Raw genomic sequence first — 22,213 nt, 5'->3', positions numbered from 1 at the left:
GACCGGTCACTCGCTGGTAGCGTCCGGCGGGTGACCGGTCTGTCTGCACAAAGAAACGCACCGAACGGCCTCTCAAGCCGACTGCAGCTCCTTCGCCAGCCAGGGCTGGGGGACGGGCTGGATCCAAGCCTGCTCGGTCTGTTCCTGCTCTGGAGCGAGCCCGGCATCGCCGAGCTGTGCGGCCTGCTCCCGCTTGACTTCGTCGTGATCGACATGGAGGCCGGGGCACTCGGAAGGCCCGAGGTGCTGCGGATGACGCAGGCCCTCACCGGCCGAGCGGTATCCGTCCTGGTGCGGGTCCCCTCGCACGATCAGCACGCCATCGAGCACGCCCTCGACATCGGAGCCGACGGTGTGATGGTGCCCAAGGTCAGCACTCGTGCCGAAGCCGAGGCGGTGGCGGCAGCGACGCGCTTTCCGCCGGCCGGCCGCCGCGGGGTCAACCCGGTGCGGGCATCCGGCTACTTCGGCGACCTGCCCGGCTACTTCGAGCAAGCCAACGATCGGGTGCTGTGCGTCGTGCAGATCGAGACGGCCCACGGCGTCGGGAACGCCGAGGAGATCGCCGCCGTACCGGGCGTCGACGGCCTGTTTCTCGGCATGGGGGACCTGGCCATGGCCCTTGGCCAGCCAGGGGTGACGACCGGGTCGGCGATGGACGAGGCCCGAACCCAGGTCCTGGAGGCCGCCCGCAAACACGCCAAGCTCGCCGGAGCCTTCGCCTACGGGCTCGCCACTGCCCGCCAGTACCGGGCAGAGGGATTGGACATGATCGCCGTAGGCAACGACATCAAGCTCCTGCGCGAAGGCATCGAACAGACCCTCGCGCAGGTACGCGCACCTGGCGGACCGGCGCTGCCCGGAACCTCGGGCAGCGCCGGCACCACTCAACCGTGATCGATTTGCCGCAGGGCGTTCAGCGCGCCGAAGCCGCGGTCCTGTCCGGCAGTGGGCAGGTCGCAGATGCACAGGCGAAACTTGCCCGTCGCCGAGGGCGGCATCTGCGTGAGCCGTTCGAACGTGACCTGGAAGGCGAACCCGGCCAGGTCCCGGACCAGACCGGCGATCTGCTCCGTGACGGCCTCGTCCACCGCCTTGCGGGCGACGATGCGGATCACTAGCGCGTCCTCGCGGTGCTGGACGACCTGGAACCAGTCGACGGCCGGGAACTGGCGCAGCACGTTCGAGAACAGCTGGGGATGGACCAGGCCGCCCTCCGGTGTGCACAGCAGGTCCTGGCTGCGCCCGATGACGTGCGACATGGCGGGCAGCCCGCAGTTGGCGTTGGCCGGGGCGTCCAGGGGCGTGGCGAGATCGCCGGTCTCGTAGCGCAGTAGCGGCATGGCGCGATTGTTGAGCGTGGTCACCACGACCCGCCCGGCCGTGCCGGGCGGGCAGGGCTGCCCCTGGTCATCCAGGATCTCGACGTAGCTGTGTTCGGCCTGGATTCGTAGGCCGGCGTGGTCTCGGCCCTCGTGGGCGATGATGTTGGTCTCGCGGCTGCCGTACTTGTCGAAGACCTCGCAGCCGAAGGCCTCCTCCATCTCGGCCCGCATGACCGCGTTGAGAGGTTCGGCGTTCGGCTGAACGGCCCGCAGGCCTGGAAGGCGCACGCCCTGCGTGCGGGCGAGGCGAGCCAGCAGGTAGAGGGCGGTGGTGTAGCCGCTGATGAGGGCTGGCCGATGGCGGACCAGACGGTCGAGGAGCCGGTGCAGGGACTCGTCATCGAGCTGGAAGGCGTTGAGTTCGATCCGGTTGGTCAGGGCGTTGTCGAAGCGGTCCCGGCGGCCTCGGGTCTCGAAGTAGGTGGCGGCCCCCCACACGAGGGCGAACGGCTCGCCGAGACGCCAGTTCCCGCACCACCCGTAGGTGCGCAGCTGGTGAGCCCGGCACCACCGGTCGAAGTCGCGGTCCTGCCAGAACTCCACCCGCTCGCCGGTCGAGCCGCTGCTCTGCCGGCGCTGCAGCGAACTGCTGGCCGCAGTGCTTGAGATGAGGGTGCTGCCCGCGGAGCGCAGGGCTGCCCGCGACAGGACGGGCACGCGCCGGAAGTCCTCGGCGCCGCGGATCCGGTCCGGACGCAGACCGTGCCGGTCCAGCAGGGTCCGGTAATAGGGGACAGTCTGGTAGCTGTGCGCCACCAGCGCCTGGAGCTTGCGGAATTGGAACTCGCGGAGCCGCTCCGGCTCCCAGTGCTGGCTGTCGTCAAGGAACGCGAGGCGTCGTCGTACCGCTGAGTCTCCCCCGGCAGCCTGCCTGGTCCAATACAGGAGGCGGGCCGCGCCGGGCGCAACGGTGGTCACAAAGGGTCCTTTCCGTCGGCGTGGGCGAGCAGAGTGAGCCAGCGGCGCTGGCTCAGGCGGATCGTGTCGGTCCCGCTGGTGCGTCCGGAGCCGGGCCAGTGGACGGCAGGGGAGGAGGCTTCCAGGTGGGAGCGGACGGCCCCCACCTCGCGCAGTACCTCATCGCCGGCCCGGCCGGCCAGAGCGGGTGAGATACCTATGAACAGGCCGCCGTTGCCTCGCCTGTCGGTATCGGCCCGAACGTAGCCGGCGCCGGAGATCACCCCGGCGAGGAGCTCGACGGCGACCCCGAGCGCGAAGCCCTTGTAGCCGTGGTCGCCGCCGAGCGGGGTCATGAACGCGGTCGGAGGATCGCTGTACAGCCGGTCGGGATCGGTAACCTCGGCCCCGGCCGCGTCCACGAGCCATCCACCGGGCACAGTGGTGCCGTCGAGCCAGTGCTGCCTGATCCTTCCCTCCGAGACAGTGCTCGTCGACATGTCGAGGACGAACGGGTCCGGCTCGGCGGGTACGGAGATCAACAGCGGGTTGGTGCACAGGCGTCCGTCCTCACCCTGCCACGGCACGACGCGCTGCCCGGCCCCGAGGTAGTTTACGAACCCCAGTACCGCGCCGCCGTGCCTGGCCACCGCCGTCCCGATCGCGGACAGGCGACCAAGGTGCCCGGCATTGGTCAACGCGACCGCGCACACCGGGTGACCGATCAGCAGCTCATACAGGTTCGCCGTCACCGCGTCCGCAGCCAGCACGCCGAACCCACCCTGCCCGTCGACGACCCGCACCGCGCCGCCAGGCGCGGTGACGGCGGGGCGGGCAGCGACGTCGAGCAGGCCAGCCGCGGCGTCCTGCAGGTAGTCGGTCAGCCGAAGGATGCCGTGCGAGCGCACGCCGACGATCTCGTTGGCGACGAGATCGCCCACCACCCGGTCCGCAATGTCGGCCGGTGTTCCGATCCGCAGGAACGCACGCCGCCCGACGTCCAGAACCTCGCTCGGCGGCAACTCGATCATCTCCGGCCGCTCGCCGGACTCCTCGCTCACGCGCTCACATCCGAGGAGAGACGAAAGCGACCGTGGTCACCGGCTTGCCGGTGACCACGCACGGCAGAGACCGGTCGGTGCGGCAGAACCCGAGCACCTCACCACGGCGCAGCGCCGCAAGGTTCCGCACCGCATCCTCGCTGACCGACAGCGCACTGACCGCCACCAGGCGTTGCGCCAGGACCTCAGGCAGGTCAGAGGCGGTGGCTGGCACCAGGCGGCTGCGCGCGAACTCCCATGCGCCGTTTGCGAAGGCGGCACCGAGGTCGGCGAGCAGAGCACGCAACTCCGGGGCCAGCACTGCCGGATCGGCGCAGTACACCGTGCACTCCTCCCCGGTGTCGCCGCGCACGAGCACAGCCTTCCACTGCTCGCCCGCGCTTCGCGGCTCGAACAACTGGACCGTCACGGGCACCCCGCGCGACTGCCACTCCCGCCGGGCCTTTGTCAACGCTCCCGCGCTCTCACAGCCGACCTCCCGCACAAGCACACCGCCCTCTGCCAGAGCGCGGCCCAGCGCACTCGTTGCCTGCGGCGACGAAGCCTGGCCGCGCAGCAGCACCAGCACCTGAACCGGCGCCAGGTCGGGATGAATGAACAACTGCCGCCGCCCGTGCAGACCCAGCATCAAGTGGGCCATCAGGATCCGCCGCGAGGTATACCCGGCCAGCTGCTGGCTGAGGTGGAAGTCGCCCTGTTCCCGAAAGCCGATCCGGTAGGGGCGGGAGAACCGCGTGCCCTGGTCGTAGAGGCAGGCAATCTGTCCTGTCGCCTGCAGCGGAAGCGGCGCGTCGGCCGCGACCGCCAGGTCCGCTACTTCGGCCCGGTTGGTCCACGGCGGCCGTGTGCTCCACACCACCGGGACGTGGAAGCGCCCGATCAGGTTCGCCACCATGTCCCTTAGCCGTCGCAGGTCCTGCTGCTGCGAATCGCGGTCAGCATGAGCGCAGTGGAACTCGAAGACGTCGTCGTGCTCGGTGGCGTGGAACACTCCGCGGCCACCGTGACGCCCGCCGCGGACCGGGCGGAAGTACCGGGCCCGCTGGTACATCCGGATCGGAAGATCACCGCGCCCGGAAATTGCCCGGGCCCAGTGTGAGTAGATCACCATCTCCCCGGTCGGCGTGAGCGCCAGCCGGGGCTTGCCCTGCGCCAGGTCGGTGTCCGTGCCGACCAGAAGCAGCCGGTCGTGCAAGTCCACGACCTCGCGAGTGGGCTCCGCGACGGATAAGGGCACGGTGTGGGGGTACTCGTGCTCGGCGAGGCCCGCGTCCTCGTACGCGGCCCGCACCAGCTGCCGGAACCGCTCCAACAGCGCGACCCCGTACGGCAGGACCACCGCCGCACCAGTCGCCTCCACCGCGCGGTTGTCCAGGATCTGCGCCTCGCGCAACACCCTGGTGAAGTCGCCGACGGTGAACGGCCCGTGCGGCAGCCCCTGTCGGTGGCTACTGGGCGGCTCCCGCCACTCCAGGCGACTTTGCGGAAGAGGTGACGCGCTCGGTCCCCACACGCCTGTCCATCGTGTCGCGACATCGTCCTCGCCGACCTGCGGCCCGATCACTTCGACTCCCCCAACATCACGCCCGCCCTGGCTAAGACGGCCTCGACCTCGGAGATGACCACGCCGAACACTTCCTCCCTACGCCGGGCGGCGTCGACCACCAACACTCCCTGCTCCGCCGACGTGCAGGACAGGTACAGCTCGCGGTACTCGGCCAGGTCTGCAACGTTCTCGTCCCGCCCCGGCCTGCCACGCTGCGCAACCCGCTCGACCGCCAGCTCGGCCGGCAGGTCAAGGAGCACGGTGAGGTCCGGTGCCGGCGCATGGCTCAAGATCACGTCGATATCAGCGCGGGGGCAACCGGCCCGGTAGGCGTTGACCCGCCGGTCGAGGACGTGCCGGTCATGGATCAGCACCGCGCCGGGTTCACATGCTTCGACGGCCGCACGGTCGAGCCGCACCTCTTCCAGCGCCATCACGTAGTCGACGTGCCGGGCGTCGAAGGCGAATCGGGCACTTCCTGGGTCGCCGTGATGCTCGGCCGCGTAGTTGAAGAAGAAGGACGACAGGAACGGATCGCCGGGGTCGACGGTGCCGTTGTTCTTCTGCCGGTAAGCACGCGGAAGATTCCCGACGATTCGCGTAGGCACGCCCCGCGCATCGAGTTCCGTCTGCAGCGCCTGGCACAACGTGGACTTGCCGCCTCCGTCGATCCCGCACACCGCGATGCGCACGTGTTCGGTCATGTCGCCCGGCTCCTATCGCTGCGCGTCCGGGCGACCCGCCGACTCGCGGATCTCGTTGTTGCCGACCAGCGTCATCCGATGGGGAGAGTCCAGGGGCGCGTGCGGAACGCCGAACGCGAGGATTTCCAGGGGCTGTTCGATCGCAGGGTCCGTCTTGACGCCGTGCGGGTACTTCGCCGGCACATACACGGTGTCGCCCGCGCGCATACGAAAGTCCGTCCCATCCACATGGATGAAGCCCTCCGAGGCGAGGACATACAGGATGTGGTCACCCTCATGGGTGTGGAGCTCGAACTCGCTGCCGGGCTCCAGGACGATCCGGTCGACTCCAATGCGCATCCCGGCGAGGGCTTCCTCGCCGGCACCGGGCCGACCGCTGATGCCCTCCAGGACAGTGCCGTCCGACTGGGTCAATACGGTACTGGCCTCGGCGAGCACGTTCCGAATGTGCCGCGTGGGGTCAAAGTTGACCATGATGCCACTCCTTCGCTCTGTCGTAGCGCACGTAGTGGCCTCACTGGTGGTGCCGTGAGGCAGACCGCTGCCGGGCCTGGGCGGGCAAGGCAGCAAGGTATGCCACCGTAGCCGGTCGGTGACCCTGCGTTCGAGGCAATTAGCGAATTGCCCGACCCACAGCGGACCGACCAGTCGGCCGCCCGCCACTGGTGCCGGCAGGACGGAGTCCACCCTCCCTGCCGACCCGCTTCCCCGACGGGCATCGATCGCGAGCAGCCCGCTGACGCCGACGCTCCAAGACCGGCACTGCCCAGCGGGCGTCACCCATGCGACCATGCCCGCATGAACAACGCCGCGGATGATGTGAACGAGGCAATCCGCTCAGAGCTGCGCCTGATCGATCCACAAGTACGCCTGTCGAGCGAGCAGGCGGCAGAGCTGCTGGACCCGGACTTCGTGGAAGTCGGCTCGTCCGGGCGGCGTTGGAGCCGCACTGACATGCTCGCGGCCCTACCCGATCTACCGGGCGCTGACGACGAGCCCTACCTGGCCACGGAGATGTCCGGTGTGCTGCTTGCGCCGGGGCTTGTGCACCTGACCTACCAGACAACCAGACCGGGGCGCCGCGCGCGCCGCAGCTCCCTCTGGCGTCGCAGTGCAGACGGGCGCCAGTGGAGGCTGTACTACCACCAGGCAACTCCCGTGCCGCCATCCGAACAAGGCTGACATCGCCGACAGCTCCCACAGGTGAGCAATATTCAGGAGCTCAGCCGTGTACGAACATGGGATGCTCGACTGCAGCCCGGTCGCCGCGTAGGCGCGATGCAGCTCGGCGACCGACACGCGGCCCCAACACGTCTCAGGAAGCGGTCCTTCGATCTATGGCTACGGTCCTCTCCATCGCCGACGCGCTGCGCGAGCGCTTCGCACGGGCGATCTCCACTGCGTTCCCCGACGCCGCGGACAGCGACCCCCAGCTGCGACGAAGCGACCGTGCCGACTTCCAGGCCAACGGTGTGATGAGCCTGGCCAAGCCGCTGCGGGCCAACCCCCGCGAGGTGGCCGGACACGTGCTCGAGAACCTCGGCGCCGACGAGGTGATCGCGAACCTGGAGGTCTCCGGGCCCGGCTTCATCAACGTGACCGTCACTGACGCCGCTATCCTCGAGCGGCTGGCCGCCCGCGCTGCCGATGCCCGGCTCGGTGTCGGCAGCAACGCCGAGGCCGGCGTCATGGTGATCGACTACAGCCAGCCGAACATCGCCAAGGAGATGCACGTCGGCCACCTGCGCTCCACGATCATCGGGGACGCGCTCGTGCGCGCCCTCGAGTTCACCGGCGAGAAGGTCATCCGACGCAACCACCTCGGGGACTGGGGCACCCAGTTCGGCATGCTCATCCAGTACCTCGTCGAGCACCGCGCCGAGCTCGATGAAGGCACCGAGCCGGACGACTCCGGTCCGTCGATGTCCCGCCTCAACCGCCTGTACAAGGCATCGCGCGCCAAGTTCGACAGCGACACCGACTTCGCCGACCGGGCCCGCCGGCGCGTCGTCGAGCTGCAGGCCGGCCACGCCGAGACCGTCGCGTCCTGGCAGGGCATGGTCGACGAGTCGAAGGTCTACTTCGAAGCCGTCTACGCCCGCCTCGGCGTCCTCCTCGAGGACGCCGACGCCATCGGCGAGAGCTACTACAACCCGATGCTCGCCGACGTGTGCGCCGACCTCGAAGCCTCCGGCGTCGCCGTCCGCTCCGACGGAGCCCTGTGCGTCTTCTTCGACGACATCAAGGGCCCCAACGGCGAACCGACCCCGCTCATCGTCCAGAAGAGCGACGGCGGCTACGGCTACGCCACCACCGACCTCGCCGCCATCCGCGACCGCGTCGGCATGCTCGGCGCCAACCAGCTCCTCTACGTCGTCGACAGCCGCCAGGCCCTGCACTTCCAGATGGTCTTCGAGACCGCCCGCCGCGCCGGCTGGCTCCCCGACAACGTCCGCGCCCTGCACCTCGGCTTCGGCACCGTCCTCGGCAAGGACGGCAAGCCCTTCAAGACCCGCTCCGGCGAGACCGTCCGCCTCATGGACCTCCTCGACGAAGCCGTCGACCGGGCCCGAACCGTCGTCGCCGAGAAGAGCCCCCAGCTCGCCACCGAGGAACTCGAAGACCGGGCCAAGCAGGTCGGCATCGGCGCGGTCAAGTACGCCGACCTGTCGACCTCCCGCACCCGCGACTACATCTTCGACGCCGACCGCATGGTCTCCCTCAACGGCGACACCGGCACCTACCTCCAGTACGCCTACGCCCGCATCCAGTCCATCCTGCGCAAGGCCCCCGAAGGCGTCACCCCGACCGCCCACCAGGACCTCGCCCTGGAGCCGGCCGAACGTCCCCTCGGACTCCTCCTCGACGAATTCGGCAGCACCATCGACCTCGTCGCCGAGACCTTCGAACCCCACCGCCTCTGCGCCTACCTGCACAGCCTCGCGGCGGCGTACACCACGTTCTACGAGCACTGCCCCGTCCTCAAGGCCCCCAGCCGCGAGGTCATGGAGACCCGGCTGCTGCTCTGCCAGCTCACCGGCCAGACCCTCCGCCAGGGCATGGACCTCCTCGGCATTGGAACTCCCGAGCGCCTGTAAGACAGACAAACCTTCGGGGCGGGCAGGTATCACCTGCCCGCCCCGAAGGTGCGCTCGCGCCTGCGGCCGGTTACCCCACTGCCCTTGGGATTCGGGAAGTCCCGGAACCCCAAGGGCAGGTGACTGTGGTGTCTATCGACCCAGGCTGAGGGCTATCGGCAGCCCACAGCCGCGCCCCCGGCTTAGAGCCCGATCCAGGGCGCGAGCGAGTCCCAAGCCATGCCGCACAGCCGCTTGGAGCGCTCGCGTACGAACTCCACGGTCCAGTCATCCTCGCGGTCCGCCAGGGCTGCAACCAGAGGCAGATAGCGCGCTCGGCGGATGATGGCCTCCGCGCCTTCGCCGATTTCGATACCTTCGTGGGCTGCCTGGGCCAGCGTCTTCTCGGCCTCCTCGACGGTCGTGGCGGAGAGGGCCCGGAACATCAGCCGCTTGATCGGCCACGAGCGCTGATGGGCGGAGGAATTCTCGACCCTGGGGAGCAGCGTCAGGTTCCCGAGCACGTGGACGGTGCTCGACTCGTCATAGAGCCTTCCCTCCCACCCGCTCGCACCGGGCCCCTTCGGGGCTACATGCTCGATCGTGGAGAACGCCTCGTCATGCCAGCGCTCCAGATTGAGGGTGCTCAGGACTCCCTGCCTGCCGACCGTGACCAGACCGGGCCGCTCCCTGTCGGGAGTCGAGTCGTTGGAGGCTGCGAGGAGCAAGAGCTTGGTGAGCTGCCGCGAGCTCGAGTAGACAGGGGTCTCGGCCGCGCGTGCCACCCAGCGGTCCTTCTCGCCGAGTCCCTCCTCCTGGAGCTGTTGGCGGAAGTACGCCAACATCTCCTCGATAGGGGGAACCTCGGTGAGCTGCCGGCCGAACCGCATGAATCGCGGCGCACCTTCGTCGGATGCCGGGAGGGCCATGAGCTTGCGGTACTTGTTGTCGATTCCGTTGGTGCTGCCGAAAGCCCCTCGCCAGAGGCCGTAGAAGGCGCCGCAGGCTCGGACGGCGGTCAGGAACTGACGGGCCCGCTCGTCGATGTTGTCCTGCGCCAGCCGGTGCGAAGCGTAGTACCGGGTGAGCGGCGCGACCACGATTTCGTGCTTGGCCTCGCTAAGCACCTGGGCACACAATGCGGCCTGCTTTCGCAGCGCGTCATCCGTGCAGTCCGGCAACTTGTCCGGCTGAGCCCACGGGCCGGAGACGAACTTGGTGACCTGGGCCAGCGCCTGCAGGAAGACCCGCCGCTCCGGCTGGCCGGCCTCTTTGTCGAACGCGGTGCGCAGGTAGTGACGCTGCTCGCTGAGGCGCTTGCTGAGCCGGGTTCCGTCATTGAGCAGCGCGAACGGGATGAGGATGTTGTCCGTTGCGGTCTGCCGCTTGTCAGCGGATGACGCACCCTGTGCATCGAGGTACTTCTCGATGGTGTCGAAGTGGTTGTAAGACTCCGATTCGTGCCACTCCTTGAGCGGCTCGTTCTTGATGGCCTTCGGCTTGAACGTCTCGATCGCGGTGAGCGGCTGCCCAGTGGTGTTCAGCGCTTCGAACATGTCGAAGCCGTAGTCCTCGTGCTTGGACGTCACGACGGCCACGGTCACGCGGTTGAGCAGGTAGTTGGCGAAGACGATCAGCCGGAGAAGAGCCCCCAGGCGGTCGTCTTCCCGAGCCGCGTCGATCACGTAGTCGGGGAAAGGACTGTTGAACAGGCCCTCCTGGAGGACCTTGGAGTCCACCATGGCCTGAGCGGAGGGGAGCTCGGCCTCGTCCTCCCGAGCCTGCCGCGACAGCGAGACGGCCTGGCGCAGCGTGCGACGGATGAGGACGCGCGTGAGCTCGAGATGCCTGTGCGCCTGGGCGTTGGCGTCCTCGGCTTCGCCCTCGACGAAGGGAACGTGCTTGTAGTCCTGGGAGATCGGCTCGTCGCGGCGGAACTTCCCGTACTGGTGCAGGTAGTACCCGATCGGGGATTCGTACTGCGCTTCGTGCTTATTGCGGGACCACACGTCGTGGAACGAGCGGATCATGCGAGGGTAGAAGCGGAAGCTGCCCTCGCCGTAGCGCATATCCTCCTCGAAGGTGTCGGTGAGACGGACCGTCACATCAACTGCCTGGTTGAAACACCAGTCCCGGGCCTCACCTCCGTTCTTGGGGAGCCGATTCGCGCGAAGGCTGATCTCTTCGTGCAGGACTGTGGTCAGCAGGAGAAGGGTGGTCATCCGCTGCTGGCCGTCGATGATGCTCATAACCTTCGCGGGCACCATCGGTCGATGGATCGGGTCCACGGTGCTGTACTGAAGGTCGCGCAGCGCGATTACCGAGCCGATGAAGCAGATCGATTCCGGGAACTTGGTGATCTGCTCCACGCCGTGGGCGACGTCGGCAATGAGGCGCTTGACCTTGTTGGCTTCCCAGCTGTATGCACGCTGGTACGGCGGGATATAGAGTCCCTGCCCGGTTTCGCTGAGGTACTGCGCCACGGTGTAGGGGGCGGCGTCAAAGATTTCTCGGGTTTCCAAATGAAGCTCCCGTGCATTTCGCGGTTCCGTTTGCCGGCCAGGCTCTCTTCGCGCGGTGATCGCGGCTTCTCGATTCCTCGGCTAACGCCGGGCGGCCTGCAGCCCGGCGTCGCTGGAACAGTTCACAGCTGCTGCGGTTCCTGCCGGCCCCCTCGCCATGTGTCCCCGGATAGGGACACTTCTGCTTCCAACCGTCCCCCTCGGCGTACCCAACCCTGACGATCGCGGCCTGCCGCTAAATGGGTAGTCCACGACCAGCGATCACCCTAGACCGAGCGACTGACACGCATGGGTTCCTTTCGGAAAATCGCATACAAAAAACCGGCATATCTGACATATGCCTCAAAATTTCGATGACTGGGTCACGGTGTGCAGTCAGGGCGCTCGAGAGATGAGTGACGCACCGTGTTCGGCCGGGCGGTTTGGGTGAGCGCGCGTCGGCAGTCGCTCCGGTTGGATAGGATCTCAGTGCACTCCTGGCGGAACAGATCGGCCCGCCGAGAGGAGCCGCCAGGAGTGAGAGTCGGAACGCGCCGGAACGAGGGGGCAACATGGTCGAGGGCCGTGCCGCAGAAGCAAAGATCGTGTACCTCGACTACAACGCCACAGCTCCACTGCGCCCGGAAGCCCTTGAGGCAACGCTGGCCGCGCTCAAGAGCGTCGGCAACGCTTCAAGCATGCACCACTTCGGCAGAGACGCCGCCGCCAGGGTCGATGGCGCGCGCCGCCAACTTGCCGACCTGCTCAACTGCTCCCCCGGAGAGATCGTCTTCACCTCGGGAGCAACCGAGGCGAACAACCTCGCTCTGCGGGCCGCGCTGGCCCGCGGCGGTGCTCTGGTGACCACTGCGGTCGAACACCCTGCCGTGCTTGAAGCGGGGCGTGCGATCACTGAAGGGGAACCCGATGATCTTGTCGTACTCCCCGTGGACGACGATGGCGTCCTCGACCTGGAGCCACTCCACGACGCCCTCAACCAGCGGAACGTCGCTCTGGTGTCGGTCATGCTCGCAAACAACGAGACCGGAGTCCTGACCGACCTGCTCCCCATCGCCAAGGCCGCGCACGAAGTCGGCGCCCTGGTCCACACCGACGCGACGCAGTACGTCGGGCGGCTGCCCCTGGACCTTGCCGAGCTGGACATCGATCTGCTGTCGCTCTCCGCTCACAAGTTCGGCGGCCCGCAAGGAGCGGGGGCACTGTTCGTCCGCCGCGGCACCAACCTTCCACACCGCCCCCTCCTGATCGGAGGTGGCCATGAACGCGGGTGGCGAGCAGGAACCCTCAACGTGGCCGGCATCGCCGCGCTCGGCGCCGCAGCAGAGGCTGCCCGACGCAACCTACCCTCGGAAGCCGCCCGAGTGTCCGAGCTGCGCGACAAGCTGGAAGCCGGCCTGACCGCCCGCGTCTCGGACTGCCGGATCAATGCGGCGCAGGTGCCTCGCCTTCCTGGCGTGACCAGTGTCACCTTCCGGGGAGTGCCGGCCGACGCGGTGCTCGCCGCCATGCCACACGTAGCGGCATCGGACGGCAGCGCCTGCTCGTCGGGAGCGCCGGGCCCGAGCCACGTCCTGCTGGCAATGGGCCGCAGCCGTGAGGACGCGGACTCCACTGTGCGCTTCTCCCTGGGATACGCCACCACCGCGGAGGACGTCGACCGCGCAATCGACGCCGCTGCTGCCGCGGTGGAGCAAACCCGATTGCTGATGGCCGCTACCGCCGAACAGTGACCGACGTTATCCCCTACTAGCCCTCCTTTCCTGTGAATGACCACCGAGAGGCATCCCCGAATGTCAGACAGCCGGCTCGCTGAGGCCGTCGAGCTCAATTTCAACCGCCACGAGACCTTCGCGCCGCGGTTCGGTTGGATGCACAAGGCTTACACGCAGGTCAAGGACCACCCCGACATCTTCTACCGCGAGGACGCCCCCGTCCTGCTCGGCGTCGGTCGGAACATGGTCAACGCGATGCGCTACTGGTCGAAGGCGTTCAAGCTGACCCAGGAGCACGCTCACACCGACCCGTCCAAGAAGGCGCGCCAGTCCGCACCGACATGGCGCGCCCGCTGGCTGCTCGACGAATACGGCGCGGACCCGTACCTCGAGGACACCGGCAGCCTCTGGCTGCTGCACTGGTGGCTGCTTTCCGCCGAACCAGACTCCAAGTGCCAAGCACCCAGCTGGTACGTGATGTTCAACCTGGCACCCCGCTCCCGAGTCACGACCGCAGAGATGACGAGCGTCATCACGCGCTTTGTGCATGAGAACTTCGATGAAGAGAAGTGGCGGGCTGCGGAGTCGGTCAATCGTGACGTGGACTGCCTGGTCAAGATGTACGCCCTGGACCAGGAGTTCAACCCGCTGTCTCCGGGAAGCTTCGAGGACCTGCTCATGTCCCCGTTCAGGGAGCTCGGACTGCTGGAGGGGCAGGGCAAGGGCAAGCAGCGGACCTGGCGCTTCACCAGCGGATCACGGTCGAACCTGCCCGCGCCGGTACTCGCCTACGCCTGCCTGGACTACGCCTCTCGGCTCGCCCCGAACGCCGGCTCGATCACGCTGGCACGGCTGGCCGCAGAAGAAGGGTCACCGGGCCGCGTATTCCGCATGCGGGAGCCCGAGTTGACAAAGGCCATCGAGTCCCTGATCAATGACCACCCTGACCTCCAGCTGGTCGAGGCCCTCGGCCAGCGGAGCCTCGCCTACCGCAAGCCCCCACAGGCACTCGCGTGGGACATCTTGGACGAGTATTACGGCCGCGTCCGGGATCGGGACGGATTCCCCAGCCCGGACCAATGGACCGAGATGTACCCCGGGCTTGCCAAAACCGCGGTGAGCAGTCCGCGCAAGAAGACTTCACAGCAGGCCGAGGAGCTGGTGTTCGGCGAGGAGAACTCCTGATCATGACGACGAAGACCAAGCAGCGCTCCCGCCAGAGCGCGGACAGCTTCCAGCTCCCGAAGGGCATCGCCCTGGTCGGATCGGAGCTGCGGTCCACCAACCTCGAACGTGACGTCCGCGAGCGCCACCTGAACTCGCCCTACGTCGGCGCGCGCGCCCTCGATGTCCTCGAGCGTGTCACCAACGCAGTCGGCGAGCTCGGACGCACCCGCGCATGGTCTTTCACCGGCCCCTACGGCTCCGGTAAGTCCACGCTCTCCAACCTCTTCGACGCCTTCCTCGGACACGACAAGGCTCGCCGTGCCGAGGCAGAAGCGGCCGTTGCGGCAACCAGCCCCGGGTACGCCGCCCGGCTATCCCGCGTCCGGGACGAGCTGACCGCGGACGGCTTCCTCGGCGCTGTTGCCACGGCCCGTCGTGAACCGCTTGCCGCAACGATTCACCGAGCCCTGCAGACCGCCGTCGAGCGCAGGTGGAAGAAGCGGCCCCCGAAGGCCGTCGCCCAGGCCCTCGCCGCGTGCGCCGAACGGGAGGTCCCGACTGCGCAGAGCCTGTTGGACGCCGTCACCGTGCTGTGTGACGCTGCCCCTGTCCTGCTGATCCTCGACGAGTTCGGCAAGACACTCGAGTACCTCGCCGCGGCCGGCGACACCGGAGACGCCGACAGCGACGTCTTCCTGCTCCAGATGCTGGCAGAAAAGGGGGCAGGCCGTTCGGGCCTCCCGCTGTTCATCTTCACGCTCCAGCACCTGGCGTTCACCGACTACGCAGCGCGATCCAGCTCCGTCCAGACCCAGGAATGGGCGAAGATCCAGGGCCGGTTCGAGGACATCACCTTCGCGCCGAACCTCGGCGACGCCGTCCACCTCATGCGCCGCCGCCTCGACCTGTCCGCCGTGGCCGAGCCGGGCCGCGCTCTTATCGAGGCCCAGGCAGAAGCTGCCGCGAAGGCGTGGAGGGAGGGGCACGCACTCAATTCCGTTGTCGACATCTCGGCCGAGATGTTCGCCGGCCTCTACCCCCTGCACCCGCTGACCGCTGTCGCGGCCCCGCTGCTCGCCTCCCAGATCGGCCAGCATGACCGCAGCCTCACCGGCTTCCTCGCCAGCGACGAGCCCCACACGGTCCGGCGGACCATGGAGACGCTGTCCTCGGACACGCCCGAGCGCGCCTCGACGGTTCGCCTCCCGCAGCTGTACGACTACTTCTTCGCATCCGGCCGCACCACCATCCTGGCCTCGGCCAACGCCAGCCGCTGGCTCGAGGTCGACACGCGGCTCAACGAGGCCCACGGCCTGCCCAACGAGGACCAGGAAGTCCTCAAGGTCATCGGCATCCTGAACCTCATCGACGCCGACGGTCTCCTGCGCGCAACGCCCGGCATGATCCAGTTCGCGCTCAACGACCCGCTCGACGCCAACGACCCGGACCGCTTCGCAGCCCTGCAGAAGAAGCTGGACAAGCTCGTCCAAGACGGCTTCGTGGTTCACCGCGCCTACAGCAACGAGTACCGCGTTTGGCAGGGCACCGACGTCGACATCGAAGCCCGGGTCCGCGAAGTCGCCACCCGGATCCAGCCCGCGGACGTCGTCGACTACGTCAGCAAGCATCTCGGCACCGTCCTTCCCGCCGCCGTGGTGGCCGGTAAGCACAGCCAGCAGACCGGAATGCTGCGCTACTTCGTCACAGCGGTCAGCCACGAAGGCGAGAAGATCGACGGCCCCGAGGTGGTCAAGGACGCCGCAGACGGCCTCATCGTCTACCACCTCGGCACCCTCGACACCCGGCCTGACGTCAACTCGCCCCTTCCGGTGCTGATCGGCGTCACCAAGAACCCCGAGCGGGTCCTTCAAGCCGGAATCGACCTCGTCGCACTCGAGGAACTCCTCGACGACGACACCATCGACCATGTCGCATCCCGGGAGATCGCCGAACGCGCAGCAGAGATCTCCCAGCTCATCGGAGCGCAGCTCGACGAGGCGTTCAACCCCCTTAGCCCGCAGGCCACCTGGCATCTCTGGAGCACCGCTGCCGATGTCGGCAACGCGCCCGACGCGGCTCTCGAAGCGCGCAGCTACGCCAGCCTCGCCTCTCAGGCGTGCGAGCTCGTCTACCCGCACACTCCGCGTATCCGCAATGAGATGGCCGGCCGTCACCAGCTCACCAGCAACGGCTCGCGAGCCCGCCGCGAGGTGCTCACCGGCATGATCCAGCGATCGGGCGTGCACCTCCTGGGCTTTGACCCCGACAACTACTCCGCGGAACGCGCGATGTACCACGGAGTCGTCGAGTACCTCGGCCTCCATCGCGTCGCGGGGGAGAGCGGCAACGCTGTCGACTCCGACACCATCCTCACGCACGGAATCTCCAGGCCCAGCAAGGAGGCCAACGGCGAGGCCAATGTCACCGAGGTCTGGGACGCCCTCGAGGCAGCGCTGACCAAGGCCACCCGGCCGACCCCTCTGGGCGATATCTACGAGCAGCTCATGGCGCCGCCCTACGGCGTCAAGGCCGGCGTCGTCCCGATCCTCGTGGTCACCGCCCTGATCCTTCGAAGCGATGACATCGCGCTGTTCGAGGACGGCAACTACTGCCAGCGGCTGACCCCGGAGATCATCGAGCGGCTCAACGTCAACCCGGACCGCTTCATGGTCAAGGCCGCACCCGTCGGCGGCGGTCAGCGCCGCCTCGTGGTCGAAGGACTCGCTAAGGCCCTGAACATCACCGCGCCGCGGTCACGCTCCGCCCGCAACCCCATGCTCCTGGCCGTCACCCGGACAATCCTTGGCCGCTACATGGCCCTTGACGACTTCGCCAAGGCCACCAAGCGTCTGAGCGCGCCGGCGCTGGAGCTCCGGGACGTCCTGAAGGAAGCCACCGACCCCGACGAGCTGATCTTCACCGCCCTGCCCCTCACTCAGGGAGTAGAGCCCGTCCTGGCCGAGACCGCCAAAGACGAACAGGCAGCCAAGACGTACGTCGCGGGGCTCGTCGCCACCCTCGACGAGCTGTCCGGCGCGAGCGCTGCCTTGCGCCAGCAGCTCGTCGCGGCCCTCGCAAAGGAATTCCGTCTTCCTGCCGAGATCGGCGAACTCCGCGCTGGTCTCGCCGAACGGCTTCGCGGGTTCGCCCACGCACCCCTTGAACTCAGCCTGCAGGGCTTCGTCTCGCGCGTCCTCGACGAGAACCTGCCGGACGAGGACTGGCTCGAGCCGATCACCATCCGTCTCCTCAACAAGGCCCTCGTCAACTGGACCGACCGCGACACGGATGCCTTCCCGGCCAAGGTGAAGGAGGTCGCCCGCGCCCTCGACCGAGTCAGCCACCTCTACGAGACAAACGACGCGCCGGAGGCCGTTCGGAAGCCTGCCGCGCGTCGGCAGATCGACACCAGCCTTCTCACGCTCACCACCCCCCAGGGCACCGAGGAACGCACCCTCATCCACGTGCCGAAGCAGTCACGCAAGGCAGCCGACAAGCTCGTTGTCAGTGTCATCAGGCAGGCTGAAGAGGCGCTCGGCCCGGACGGAGCCCGCATCCTGCTCGCTGCCCTCGCCGAACGCCTGGCCGCCGCCGGCACCGACGCGGCCCCCGAGACGAAGGAGAAGCTGTGAGCGACACCAGCTCCGGCACCAAGACGCGCCACGTACTCGGCCTGTCCGGGGGCAAGGACTCCTCGGCCCTCGCCATCCACATGCGCGACCGGGTACCCGACATGGAGTACTTCTTCTGCGACACCGGCGCCGAGCTGCCCGAGACGTACGAATACCTCAACCGCCTTGAAGCCGCGGTCGGCAAGCCGATCGTCCGGCTGAACGCCAGCCGCGACTTCGACCACTGGCTTGAGGTCTACCAGGGCACCCTGCCCAGCCCCCAGATGCGCTGGTGCACCAAGAACCTGAAGATCAAGCCGCTGGAGGAGTGGGTCGGCGACGACGAGGTGATCTCCTACGTCGCCATCCGGGCAGACGAGAACCGCCTGGGCTACGTCAGCACCAAGCCGAACATCACCGCGGTATTCCCGTTCCGCGAAGATGGCATCGACCGCGCCGGCGTAGACAGGATCCTCGACGAGGCCGGCATCGGCCTGCCGGCGTACTACGAGTGGCGCACCCGCTCGGGCTGCTACTTCTGCTTCTTCCAGCGCAAGCACGAGTGGGTCGGACTCAAGGACCGCCACCCGGACCTCTTCGAGAAGGCGATAGCTTACGAGGAGAAGGTCAACTACCGGCACACTGCGATGCAGGGCCGGCAGTACACCTGGTCCCAGGGCGAGTCCCTGCACGACCTGATCGAGCGCCGCGAGGAGATCGAAGCCAAGCACCAAGCAGCTCTGGAGAGGGCGGCCACCCGCATAAGGCCGAACCGACCGCTGCTCGAGATCCTCGCCGATGCCCACGACGAGGACGACGACGAGGCAGGCTGCTCCGTCTGCCACCTCTGAGCGAAACACCCGAGCCCCGTTGCGACCGGCGACAGCCGTCCGCAACGGGGCTCAGGTACAGCCGACGCTGCTCGCAGCAACTCAGCCGCGCCGCCAAGATCCAGTACGGCACGCCGGAGAGCGCTATCGTTTGGGAGCCCGCACGTGAGCCGGGCCTGAGTAGACGATGCTCCCCGGAGAAACACTGGTCATGGCCGCACAGCTGCCCTACCTGGTCGGCCACACCGAGATCGCCGCCCTGTTTGGCATCGAGCGCCAGACGTCTCAAAAGTGGCGGACCGACGGCATCCTTGGCGAGCCCGACCTCATCGCGTCCGGGAACCCCTACTGGCTACTCGCCACGGTACTTCAGCTCGACGGGCACAGTGGTCGGGAGATCACCGAAGAGCGGCTGGCGCAGTACAAGGCGACGATCCCGGGTGGATACAGTCTCGTGGACCCGAAGGATCTTCCGGTGATCGTAGGGATCAAGGAGGCGGCTCTCGTCCTGACGGTCGACGAACGAGCCATCGCTCGATGGCGGAACCGGCGGACGATTGCGGACGAGGATCTCAAGCTGTCGGGGTCACCGCTCTGGCTTCTCGACACGCTCATCGCTGATGCCCAAGCCCGCGGCCGAGCGGTTGATGCAGAAGCACATGCAAGGCTGCTCGCCGGTGAGCGGCTGAGTCAGAAGCCGCGAGGCCGGAAGGCGGCCCTGGAAAGGTAGTCAGGCTGGATGCCGCAGCCCAGGGACGGCGATGACGCTACGTCATGCACCATCCGGAGTCGCACAATCCGTCGTCGTCGTCGACGACGATGGGAGGTTCCCCCGATATGGCCTCGGTCAGCGGACGGCCGTAGCGAGTCAGGTACACCGGGTCTCGTCCGAGAGCCTTCCGCCGGCGATTGACCAGTTCCTCGATGTTCACCGACTGAGCGAAGAGCTCGGGCTCCAGCGACCGTTGACGGCGCCAATCCCCAACTGTGCGAAATGGGCAGAAGAAGCACGAACTCTTCGGAGGGACGGGAAGCCCCGCTTCCTCAATGAGGCGCACACAGTCCGTCCTCCGAAGTCCGAGGTCCAAGAGCGGATACTCGATCAGTTCATACGGTTCGCTACGCCTGCGGTTCGCACGATGGACCTCGTCGACGGAAATTCCGATGCCCACGCGCGCCGGCGCACCGGGCGTGGCGCCGTGTGCGCGAAGCCATCGTCCGATCACCTTGATCTTGAAATCGGCTGTGCAGGACCTTCTCCCCGGCGCCCCGTTCGCCATGCGAACGGGGATCGGGATGGAGCGAGTGTCGGGTCTGCTGAGGCGTTGCACAAGCGTTTCGGACTCGCCATCGCGCCGCAGCCGTCGGAGCTGCCTGAGATCGATCCCGGCGCTGGCAGCGAACGGAACTGCGACATCTCGCACGTACGTGAGCGTGGCCGGGTGCTCGCTATCGTCACCGACGTTCGCGAACAAGAACGTCGGGTAGTCGATTTCACGGCGTGCTGCGAGGACGAGCAGCGCAGTGGACTGTACGCCGCCCCCGTACGACACCGCTCTCAACCGGCCGGCCGGCCGCTCTCTACGCCCGGACATCGCATCTACTGAAGGTTGACCCATGGAGGCTCCCAGGTTGATCAGTCGGACCTGAGATATTCTATGGATGATGATCAAACGAATCAAGTGTTTATCTCGCAGGCTCGATGTCCGCACCGCCGATCCCTTGGATGGCGTAGCGGGACATCGAGTGGACCTGCGAGTGCGGCAAGGCGCCTGCTTGGCTGCACTGCCGGCGGACTGCCTCAATGTCGACGCGATGTCGGGGCCAGCCGCCAGCTTGCCAGTACCAGCGTTCGGGGGCCGGTGGCCGGGCCGGGCCCGTAAGCCGGTCAGGGAGTCTCAGTCGGGCGGGGTGTGTCGTCATCGACCACAGGTCATGCCCTGCGAATCTGCCCGACTGGACTGCGGCCGGCCCCTTGATGGAGTGGCGTGCCCGCTTGATCAGATACTGCTCCGGAGGTATTAGTATTTGCGGCGACTATTCGGCCTCGCTCATAGTGGAGCCTGCAGACGAGGCTGACTCATGTGTATGACCGGGAATTCGCAACTCGCCCAGCTCGATGTCTCGGCGGCGAGTCTCTTCCACGTGTCGAATGAGGATTTCCTCCATGAGATCGAGATGAAGGCCAGCCTTTCGGTATTTCTCCAGGAGGCGTTGCACGTCATATCGAAATGACCGAGCGGTGTTTCCCTCTGTAAACGTCAGTGGCTTATCTGCCATGGCCTGCAAGGAACGTCTGCGCTCCGCACGGTCCCAGCTGGCGAGCCACACGGCAGCTGTGCTCTCAGGGATCCCGCACGCTCTCACGAAGGAGCCTACGAATCTCCTGGTCGGCACGCGGCGACCCTTAAGAACGCCGTGGATCGTGGCGCGAGAGAGCTTATCGCCAGAGCCGTGAGCGCGGCGTTCCAGCTCTCGCAGCGATAGTTCTCCCATCGCTTGATGAAGTTCGATTAAGGCGAGGCGAAGCGTGGCGTGATCTCTGATGTACTCGGGCCGCATTGGCTGAGGCGAGTTGACCCCTCGCCCGGCTGCCCGCGCCCTCTCATGTCGTGCCCGCTTCCACAATTCGCGGCCAGGTGTGGGGTCAACTCTGCATACCGCTGCGAATGCTTCCACGATCTCCAGCGTGGGCACGATCCGCCCCGAGGCTGCGCGAGAGAAAACGGTTGCAGAAAACCGGGCCTGCTGGGCCATCTCGCGATATGTCAGTCCGGACCGTTGCTTGCGTTCGCGGAGCCAGAGTGCCAGCTGAGCCCTGTGGTGCCATGCGCCTCTGTCGAGCTTTCTCTGGGGTCGGCCCATCTTGGCTGCCTCAGCGACGACGACCAGGAGCCAGGGTCACCATCTCCCTGGCCGCCGGCATCGCAATGGCAACCGCACCGGCCAGCAGCTCGAGGATGCTGGCGGTCGGGGTGCCGGCGAGAGCCAGAACCGCGGCGAGGAGCACGATCACAAGCACGATGACGACTGGAGCTGGCGGGAGCATCCTTCGATTGCGCCAACGGGGCGTCCCGGTGGAGCACCGGAGCCCGGTCAGGTTCTGGCGGTTGTTCTTCATCATTTCCTCCCTGGCGGCGGGGCGGGCTGGAGTGAACGACGGACGTCAGAATGTCGGTCCGTCAGGCCGCTTGTGTGCCTCCGATCCTGCTGCCGGGGAGGCTGCTCCAGCAATGATGATCATGGTCCGAGTGTTGCGTTGATGTGGATGCGTCCTAAAAGAGGGTCGGCGCCCAGGTTTTTTGGAAGCATGATCGAAAAGGGGGTCGCTGATGCATCTGCCCAGGTCGGCAGATTTGATCTTGCCGAGTCGGGCGGAGTTGATGCACATCTGTCCGCAGCATCGGGCAAGGCCCTCACTGGGACAGGAGTCTGGGCATCGGTGCGGTCCACAGACGCCGTCGCGTTCAGCGGGTCGGGCCGGCCGGTGCCCGGTTGACGGCAGGGAAGAGACCTCGGGCCGCGCTCGAACGGAGAGCGAGAGCCTTACGCAGCGCAGCCCGCGGTGGCCGGACGGCCAGCCGTGCGCTGGGTCTCGGTCTGGTCGAGGCTGCTGCCGTGTACGGCGTCCGTCCTCCTTCGGGCCGGCGTTGGCTCAGGCAGCCGGCGTGCGGCTGGACCGGCGCCGATGGAGGAGACTC

The 22,213-nt window shown here is 67.2% G+C and carries 17 protein-coding genes; 8 read left to right on the top strand and 9 right to left on the bottom strand.

Going from position 1 to position 22,213, the window contains the following annotated elements:
- Window positions 1-30: 30 nt before the first annotated feature.
- Entirely contained in the window at window positions 31-897 is an 867-nt protein-coding gene (locus tag ACH4J0_RS18985) for an HpcH/HpaI aldolase/citrate lyase family protein (RefSeq protein WP_396241476.1), read from the top strand.
- Here the strand turns inward: ACH4J0_RS18985 and ACH4J0_RS18980 are convergent.
- Genes ACH4J0_RS18980 through ACH4J0_RS18960 form a run of 5 tightly spaced genes read right to left on the bottom strand, consistent with a single transcriptional unit; the run spans window position 888 to window position 6,067 of the window.
- On the bottom strand, window positions 888-2,303 hold the full coding sequence (locus ACH4J0_RS18980; RefSeq protein WP_396241474.1) for a phenylacetate--CoA ligase family protein: 1,416 nt from the start codon (window positions 2,301-2,303) through the stop codon (window positions 888-890). The two genes, ACH4J0_RS18985 and ACH4J0_RS18980, sit on opposite strands and share 10 nt — an antisense overlap.
- Entirely contained in the window at window positions 2,300-3,343 is a 1,044-nt protein-coding gene (locus tag ACH4J0_RS18975) for an Ldh family oxidoreductase (RefSeq protein ID WP_396241472.1), read from the bottom strand. The genes ACH4J0_RS18980 and ACH4J0_RS18975 overlap by 4 nt, the downstream gene beginning before the upstream one ends.
- A 4-nt stretch (window positions 3,344-3,347) precedes the next feature.
- Window positions 3,348-4,907, bottom strand: coding sequence for a hypothetical protein (locus tag ACH4J0_RS18970; protein WP_396241470.1), 1,560 nt, complete (start codon window positions 4,905-4,907; stop codon window positions 3,348-3,350).
- Window positions 4,904-5,593, bottom strand: coding sequence for a hypothetical protein (locus ACH4J0_RS18965; protein WP_360330345.1), 690 nt, complete (start codon window positions 5,591-5,593; stop codon window positions 4,904-4,906). Before ACH4J0_RS18965 ends, ACH4J0_RS18970 begins: the two co-directional genes overlap by 4 nt.
- A 12-nt stretch (window positions 5,594-5,605) precedes the next feature.
- Window positions 5,606-6,067, bottom strand: coding sequence for a cupin domain-containing protein (locus ACH4J0_RS18960; RefSeq protein ID WP_360330348.1), 462 nt, complete (start codon window positions 6,065-6,067; stop codon window positions 5,606-5,608).
- Window positions 6,068-6,391: 324 nt separating this feature from the next.
- Between ACH4J0_RS18960 and ACH4J0_RS18955 the strand changes: the two genes are divergently transcribed.
- Both ACH4J0_RS18955 and argS read left to right on the top strand, forming a co-directional pair.
- Window positions 6,392-6,775, top strand: coding sequence for a DUF4440 domain-containing protein (locus ACH4J0_RS18955; RefSeq protein ID WP_396241468.1), 384 nt, complete (start codon window positions 6,392-6,394; stop codon window positions 6,773-6,775).
- Window positions 6,776-6,930: 155 nt separating this feature from the next.
- Window positions 6,931-8,691, top strand: a complete 1,761-nt coding sequence (argS, locus tag ACH4J0_RS18950) for an arginine--tRNA ligase (protein ID WP_396241466.1) — start codon at window positions 6,931-6,933, stop codon at window positions 8,689-8,691.
- A gap of 182 nt (window positions 8,692-8,873) precedes the next feature.
- Here the strand turns inward: argS and ACH4J0_RS18945 are convergent, their stop codons facing one another.
- Entirely contained in the window at window positions 8,874-11,192 is a 2,319-nt protein-coding gene (locus ACH4J0_RS18945; RefSeq protein WP_396241464.1) for a DUF262 domain-containing protein, read from the bottom strand.
- Between the two features lie 551 nt (window positions 11,193-11,743).
- Here ACH4J0_RS18945 and ACH4J0_RS18940 point away from each other — a divergent pair.
- The 5 genes from ACH4J0_RS18940 (at window position 11,744) to ACH4J0_RS18920 (ending at window position 19,242) form a co-directional block, all read left to right on the top strand.
- On the top strand, window positions 11,744-12,922 hold the full coding sequence (locus ACH4J0_RS18940) for a cysteine desulfurase family protein (RefSeq protein WP_396241462.1): 1,179 nt from the start codon (window positions 11,744-11,746) through the stop codon (window positions 12,920-12,922).
- Between the two features lie 36 nt (window positions 12,923-12,958).
- Window positions 12,959-14,089 carry a DUF4007 family protein gene (locus ACH4J0_RS18935; RefSeq protein WP_396241460.1) on the top strand — a complete coding sequence of 377 codons (1,131 nt, stop codon included), beginning with the start codon at window positions 12,959-12,961 and terminating at the stop codon, window positions 14,087-14,089.
- Window positions 14,090-14,091: 2 nt separating this feature from the next.
- Window positions 14,092-17,703, top strand: coding sequence for an ATP-binding protein (locus ACH4J0_RS18930; RefSeq protein ID WP_396241458.1), 3,612 nt, complete (start codon window positions 14,092-14,094; stop codon window positions 17,701-17,703).
- Window positions 17,700-18,533, top strand: a complete 834-nt coding sequence (locus tag ACH4J0_RS18925; protein WP_396241456.1) for a phosphoadenosine phosphosulfate reductase family protein — start codon at window positions 17,700-17,702, stop codon at window positions 18,531-18,533. Before ACH4J0_RS18930 ends, ACH4J0_RS18925 begins: the two co-directional genes overlap by 4 nt.
- A 190-nt stretch (window positions 18,534-18,723) precedes the next feature.
- Window positions 18,724-19,242 carry a hypothetical protein gene (locus ACH4J0_RS18920; RefSeq protein ID WP_396241454.1) on the top strand — a complete coding sequence of 173 codons (519 nt, stop codon included), beginning with the start codon at window positions 18,724-18,726 and terminating at the stop codon, window positions 19,240-19,242.
- Window positions 19,243-19,279: 37 nt separating this feature from the next.
- Here ACH4J0_RS18920 and ACH4J0_RS18915 read toward each other — a convergent pair whose 3' ends face one another.
- From ACH4J0_RS18915 to ACH4J0_RS18905, 3 genes are all read right to left on the bottom strand, one after another.
- The gene (locus ACH4J0_RS18915; protein WP_396241822.1) at window positions 19,280-20,074 is read right to left on the bottom strand and encodes a phosphoadenosine phosphosulfate reductase; all 795 of its coding nucleotides are present in this window, start codon (window positions 20,072-20,074) and stop codon (window positions 19,280-19,282) included.
- A gap of 475 nt (window positions 20,075-20,549) precedes the next feature.
- Window positions 20,550-21,377: a helix-turn-helix domain-containing protein gene (locus tag ACH4J0_RS18910; protein ID WP_396241452.1), complete on the bottom strand. Its 828-nt coding sequence runs from the start codon at window positions 21,375-21,377 to the stop codon at window positions 20,550-20,552.
- A gap of 10 nt (window positions 21,378-21,387) precedes the next feature.
- Complete coding sequence (locus ACH4J0_RS18905) at window positions 21,388-21,633, bottom strand: hypothetical protein (protein ID WP_396241450.1); 246 nt, start codon at window positions 21,631-21,633, stop codon at window positions 21,388-21,390.
- Window positions 21,634-22,213 lie beyond the last annotated feature (580 nt).

The sequence above is a fragment of the Kitasatospora sp. NPDC017646 genome (assembly GCF_044329365.1).
In the GTDB taxonomy this organism is placed as follows: Bacteria; Actinomycetota; Actinomycetes; order Streptomycetales; family Streptomycetaceae; genus Kitasatospora.
The sequence above is the reverse complement of the archived record's forward strand: the minus strand, read 5'-3'. Positions and strand labels throughout refer to the sequence as shown.